Source organism: Kocuria sp. CCUG 69068, assembly GCF_020833785.1.
Taxonomy (GTDB): Bacteria; Actinomycetota; Actinomycetes; order Actinomycetales; family Micrococcaceae; genus Kocuria; species Kocuria rosea.
The window spans coordinates 1-5,508 of sequence record NZ_PDDL01000162.1 but is presented as its reverse complement, the minus strand read 5'-3'; the positions used below and the strand labels follow the sequence as shown (position 1 = coordinate 5,508).

The 5,508-nt window shown below is 74.7% G+C and carries 6 protein-coding genes; 4 read left to right on the top strand and 2 right to left on the bottom strand.

Annotated elements, in window-relative coordinates:
• Positions 1–787 (top strand): TIGR01906 family membrane protein (locus CRM73_RS18035; protein WP_370658567.1); only part of this gene is annotated, 787 nt, incomplete at its 5' end.
• 9 nt (positions 788–796) lie between these two features.
• Here the strand turns inward: CRM73_RS18035 and CRM73_RS18030 are convergent.
• On the bottom strand, positions 797–2,440 hold the full coding sequence (locus CRM73_RS18030) for a phospholipid carrier-dependent glycosyltransferase (protein WP_229588674.1): 1,644 nt from the start codon (positions 2,438–2,440) through the stop codon (positions 797–799).
• A 78-nt stretch (positions 2,441–2,518) separates the two neighbouring features.
• Here CRM73_RS18030 and rsmI point away from each other — a divergent pair, with 78 nt between their 5' ends.
• The 3 genes from rsmI to cynS all read left to right on the top strand — a co-directional run bounded on the left by rsmI (position 2,519) and on the right by cynS (position 4,982).
• Positions 2,519–3,448, top strand: coding sequence for a 16S rRNA (cytidine(1402)-2'-O)-methyltransferase (rsmI, locus tag CRM73_RS18025; protein ID WP_229588673.1), 930 nt, complete (start codon positions 2,519–2,521; stop codon positions 3,446–3,448).
• A 185-nt stretch (positions 3,449–3,633) separates the two neighbouring features.
• Entirely contained in the window at positions 3,634–4,476 is an 843-nt protein-coding gene (locus CRM73_RS18020) for a formate/nitrite transporter family protein (protein ID WP_229588672.1), read from the top strand.
• A 56-nt stretch (positions 4,477–4,532) separates the two neighbouring features.
• Complete coding sequence (cynS, locus tag CRM73_RS18015; protein WP_035926675.1) at positions 4,533–4,982, top strand: cyanase; 450 nt, start codon at positions 4,533–4,535, stop codon at positions 4,980–4,982.
• Positions 4,983–5,093: 111 nt separating this feature from the next.
• Here the strand turns inward: cynS and CRM73_RS18010 are convergent.
• The coding region (locus CRM73_RS18010; protein ID WP_229588671.1) for a DUF4129 domain-containing protein at positions 5,094–5,508 on the bottom strand (415 nt) is incomplete at its 5' end.

Sequence of the window (5,508 nt, the reverse complement as noted above, 5' to 3'; positions counted from 1 at the left end):
GGACGAGGACCCGGACGCGGAGGCGCGCCGCCGATCCGCGCTGCGCCGGGACGCGCTGGCGGACGAGCCGCGGCTGCCGCGGCTGCAGCAGGTTCTCCTGGCGCTCGTGCTCCCGCTCGCGCTGCTCGCCGCGGCCGTGCGCGTGGTGGCCACGCCGCTGTTCCTGTGGGCGGAGTACCACCGCCCGGGCTTCCCGGCGGACTCCTACGGCTTCTCCACCGAGGAGCGGATGGTCTTCGGCTCCTACGGGCTGGACTACGTCATGAACTGGGCCCCGGCCGGGTTCCTCGGCGGGCTGCAGGACGCGGACGGCGCCCCGCTGTTCCTGGGCTCCGAGGTCGCGCACATGACCGACGTGAAGATCGTGCTGCAGGCCGCGCTCGCGGTGGTCGCGGTCCTCGCGCTGCTCGGCCTCGTCTCGTGCCTGTACCTGCGGGCGAAGGCCCCGGGGGCCGCCTCCGGCGCCCTGTTCTTCGGCTCGTGGCTGACCGTGGCGCTGCTGGTGGCGCTGGCCGTCGCCGCGGTGCTCGGCTGGCAGCAGTTCTTCGCGCTGTTCCACTCCCTGTTCTTCACGGACGGGTCCTGGACCTTCCGGGCCTCGGACACCCTCATCCGGCTGTACCCCACCCAGTTCTGGATGGACGCCGCGATCGCCGTGGCCGGCCTCGCCCTCCTGGGGGCGCTCGCGGTCATGGCCGCCACCTGGCCCACGGCCTTCCGCCGGCACCGGGCCCTCGACCGGGTGCGCCGGCGGCAGGAGCTCAAGCAGCGGCTGGCCGGTCGCTGAGCCGGCGGGTCAGATCCAGGCGGTGAACCACATCCGCTCCCGCCACTGGGCGTACTCGACGGTCTCCGCGTACCAGACGGGGGCGAAGTGCGCGCTGAGCAGGAGCACCGCGGCCGTGAACACCCCCACCACCGTGAGACCCGCACGCCGGCGCCGCACGGTGTCCCCGGGCCGGCCCAGGACCAGGCCGAGCATGCCGGCGAGCATGAGCATCAGGGCCGGCTGCACGGGCAGCGCGTAGAAGTAGTACATGGTGCGCTCGGGGTACAGGAACCAGGGCAGGTACCCGGCGGCGAACACACCGGTCAGCGCCCCGAAGCGCCAGTCCCGCCGCACGGCCCACAGCCACGCGGCCACGAGCACGGCGGCGATCGCCGTCCACCACAGGAGCGGGTTGCCGAGGTTGAGGATCGCCTGCGAGCAGTGCTCCACCGCGCACCCGGACCTGCCCCGCTCCGGGTCCTCGTAGAAGTAGGAGGTGGGCCGGCCCAGGGTCAGCCACAGCCACGGCAGCGCCTCGTAGGCGTGCTCGGTGCCCAGGCCGCTGTGGAAGCCGTAGGCGGAGGAGTGGTAGGCCCACAGCGAGCGCAGGGGCGCGGGCAGCCACTGGGGGCCCTCGCCCGGGTGCTGCTGCGCCCAGGTGCGGTCGTAGGCGCCCGTCGAGGCGAACCAGCCCGCCCAGGTGGACACGTAGACCACCAGGCCCGTCCCGACGACCGCGAAGAACGCGGGCACGCCGTCCTTGAGCACCCCGGCGGGCAACCAGCGCCGCACCCCGGCCACCCGGCGGGCGTTGAGGTCCCACAGCACCGTGAGCACGCCCAGCCCGGCCACCAGGAACAGGGCGCTCCACTTCACGCCCACCGCGAGCCCGCAGGCCGCGCCCGCCGCGATCCGCCACCAGCGCACGCCCAGCCACGGCCCCCACTCCAGGCGGCGCCGCAGCTCCGCCTCCGGGACGTCGCGGCCCGGGGCCACCCCCAGCCGGGCGACCAGGCGGCGGCGCCCGTGCTCCCGGTCCAGCAGGAGCAGGACGAACGCGAGCAGCACGAAGAACATCAGGAACACGTCCAGCATCGCGAGCCGCGACTGCACCAGGTGCAGCCCGTCCACCGCGGTGAACAGCCCCGCGAGCGTGGCCACCGTGACCGAGCGGAAGAGCAGCCACCCGGCGGCGCACACCAGTGCGATGGACAGCGTCCCGACCAGGGCCGCGGAGAAGCGCCAGCCCAGCGGGTCCTCGGCGCCGAAGAGCCACATGCCGAACGCGATGAGCCACTTCCCGGCCGGCGGGTGCACCACGTAGGAGGGGGTGGCCAGGGCCTCCGGCGGGGTGCCGGCCACGAACAGCTCGTCTGCGCCCTCCGGCCACTGCCGCTCGTAGCCGTGCAGCAGCAGCGAGTAGGAGTCCTTCACGTAGTAGGTCTCGTCGAAGACGATCGCGTCCGGGTGGGAGAGCCGGTGGAAGCGCAGCAGCCCGCCGAGCAGGACCACCAGCAGCGGCCCCAGCCACGCGAGCCGGGCCACCGCCGCGGGGGCCGGCAGCAGCCGCTCCCGCAGGGCGGCGGGGGCCAGGGACCGACGCAGGGTGCCCACCGGTGCCGCCGGCCGAGGCTCCGGCGCCAGGAGTGGGGCGCGCACCGAGGAACTCACGGTGTCATCGTAGGGGACGCGTCCCGGCGCCCGCTGAGCCGCGGGGGAGGCCCGCGGGGCGCGCCGTAGAGTGGACCCGTGCACACGGAACCCCACGACGACACTCCTGCCGACGCCCCCACCGACGCCGCCGACGCCCGGAACGGCGCCTCCGACGGCGCCGCCGCGGGTCCCGGGCAGGTGGTCCTGGCGGGCACTCCGATCGGCAACCTCGGGGACGCGCCGCCCCGGCTGCGGGCAGCCCTCGAGACCGCGGACGTGCTCGCCGTGGAGGACACCCGGCGGCTGCGCCGGCTCACCGCCGGGCTCGGGGTCACCACGCGCGGCCGCGTGCTCACCCACCACGAGCACAACGAGGCCGGACGGGTCGCCGAGCTGCTCGACGCCGTCCGGTCGGGAAGCACCGTGCTGGTCCTCTCCGACGCCGGGATGCCCACCGTCTCCGACCCCGGCTACCGGCTCGCGGAGGCCGCGGCCGCCGAGGGCCTGACCGTGACCGCGATCCCCGGCCCCTCGGCGGTGCTCATGGCACTGGCCGTGTCCGGCCTGCCCACGGACCGGTTCACGTTCGAGGGCTTCCTGCCGCGGAAGTCCTCGGAGCGTGCCGCCCGGCTGGCCGAGCTCGACGGCGAGCGGCGCACCATGGTCTTCTACGAGGCCCCGCACCGGCTCGAGGTCATGCTCGCCGCGCTGCGGGACGCGTTCGGCCCGGGCCGCCGGGCGGTCGTCGCCCGGGAGCTCACCAAGCTGCACGAGGAGGTCGTGCGGGGCTCGCTCACCGAGCTCCTGGACTGGTGCGCGCAGGGGCAGGTGCGCGGGGAGATCGCCGTTGTCGTCGCCGGTGCCCCCGCCCCCGAGGCCGCGCGACCCGAGGACCTCGTGGCCGAGGTGGAGGCGCTCGTGGCCGCCGGGACCCGGCTCAAGGACGCCGCCGGCCGCGTGGCCGAGCGCACGGGCGTGGGCAAGCGGGAGCTCTACGAGACGGTGCTGGCCGCCCGCAAGGCATAGGGGCGGTCCGGCCCGGGCGTCGCCTCACAGGCGCGCCGCGCCCCGGTGAGGCCGAGTTGACCCCCGGGAGCGGACGGGGACACGGTGCGGAAACACGGCCCGGCCAGACTGGGACGTGCCGGGAGCGGGGCACGTGCCCCGCGGGACCCGGCATCCTCCTGTCCGTCCAGCAACGGAGCCATGCCATGTCCTATGTGATGCCCGCCGACTTCGTCACGAAGATGATCGACGCCGGAGCGGCGAAGGTCGCCATGTCCACCCGCGACACCCTGATCCGTGCGTTCATGGCCGGTGCGATCCTCGCGCTCGCCGCGGCCTTCGCCGTCACCGTCACCGTGCGGACGGGCGAGCCGCTGCTCGGGGCCGTGCTGTTCCCGGTCGGGTTCTGCCTGCTGTACCTGCTGGGCTTCGACCTCCTGACCGGCGTGTTCACCCTCGTGCCGCTCGCGCTCATCGACAGGCGCCCCGGCGTCACCGTCCGCTCGATGCTGCGCAACTGGGGCCTGGTGTTCGCCGGCAACTTCGCCGGGGCGTTCGTCGTGGCCGTGCTGATGGCGATCATCTTCACCTACGGCTTCTCCCTGCCCCCGGACGAGGTCGGCCGCCAGATCGGCGAGATCGGTGAGGGCCGGACCGTCGGCTACGCCGAGTTCGGCGCCGCCGGGATGCTGACGCTGTTCGTCCGCGCCGTCCTGTGCAACTGGATGGTCTCCACCGGGGTGGTCGCCGCGATGATGTCCACCAGCGTCTCCGGCAAGGTGATCGCGATGTGGATGCCCATCATGCTGTTCTTCTACATGGGCTTCGAGCACTCGATCGTCAACATGTTCCTGTTCCCCTCCGGTCTGCTCCTCGGCGGCGACTTCTCGGTCATGGACTACCTCGTGTGGAACGAGATCCCCACCGTGCTCGGCAACCTGGTGGGCGGGCTGACCTTCGTGGGGCTCACCCTCTACGCCACCCACGCCCGCACCGGGGCGCCCCGCATCCGGCCGGCGGTGCAGGAGGACCGCGTCCCGGTCGCGTGAGCGCCGGATCCGGCCGACCCGCCCCCACCAGCTCGCCGACTCCCGAGGAGCCCCGCATGACCCCGATCCTGACCAAGTCCGACGCCGCCGACCTCGTGGTCGCCGCCCGGGTGCGCCGCGGCCTGTCCTGGCGCGAGATCGCCGACGAGATCCGCGCCCCGCACGTCTGGACGACCGCCGCGCTGCTGGGCCAGCACCCGATGACCCCGGAGCAGGCCCGGCAGGTGTGCGACCTGCTGGGCCTGGACGGGACGGTCGCCGAGAGCCTGCAGCAGCAGCCGTCCCGCGGCAGCGACCCGGCGCGGATGACGGACCCCACGGTCTACCGCTTCGTCGAGGCTCTCTCCGTGTACGGGCCGGCCCTGAAGGAGCTCATCCACGAGGAGTTCGGCGACGGGATCATGAGCGCCATCAACTTCCGGGTCGACGTCTCCCGCCGGCCCGACCCGGACGGCGACCGCGTGGTGGTCACCTTCGACGGGAAGTTCCTCGACTACAAGTGGTGACGCCCCGCCCCTGACCCCGTGGCCCGCCGAGTCCCCCCGGTGCTCGCAGTTCCCCCGGATCGATCGGGGGGAACTGCGAGCACCGGGGGGACTCGGCGGTCGGAGTGTCGCTCAGCGGCGGGGCGGCACCGAGCGGGGCGTCACCGAGCGGGGGAGCCACCGGGCGCGTCGTGCGCCGGGGCCGCCGCGCTCGGCGAGACCCGTCCGCAGCGCCGTGACGTCCTCCGGGCCGGCCTCGGGGGTCCATTCCGCGGTGCCCGGCGCGTAGAGGGCCCGCTCCACGTCCCGGCCGAGCCGCCCCAGCGCCGGCGCGGCGGCCGGGACCACGGCGCCGAGCCGGTCCACGTAGGCCCGGGGCGTCTCCGCGGCGGCGCGGCCCAGCCCGTGGTCGACACCCAGGTCCTCGACCTCCGCCCACCCCGCCAGGGCCCGATCGGCCGCCGGCGCCTGCGCGTCGCCCAGCACCCGCATCCGCCGCTGTCGCCGCCGGGACCGGAGGAGCCGGGGGAGGGCGGCCAGCAGGGCG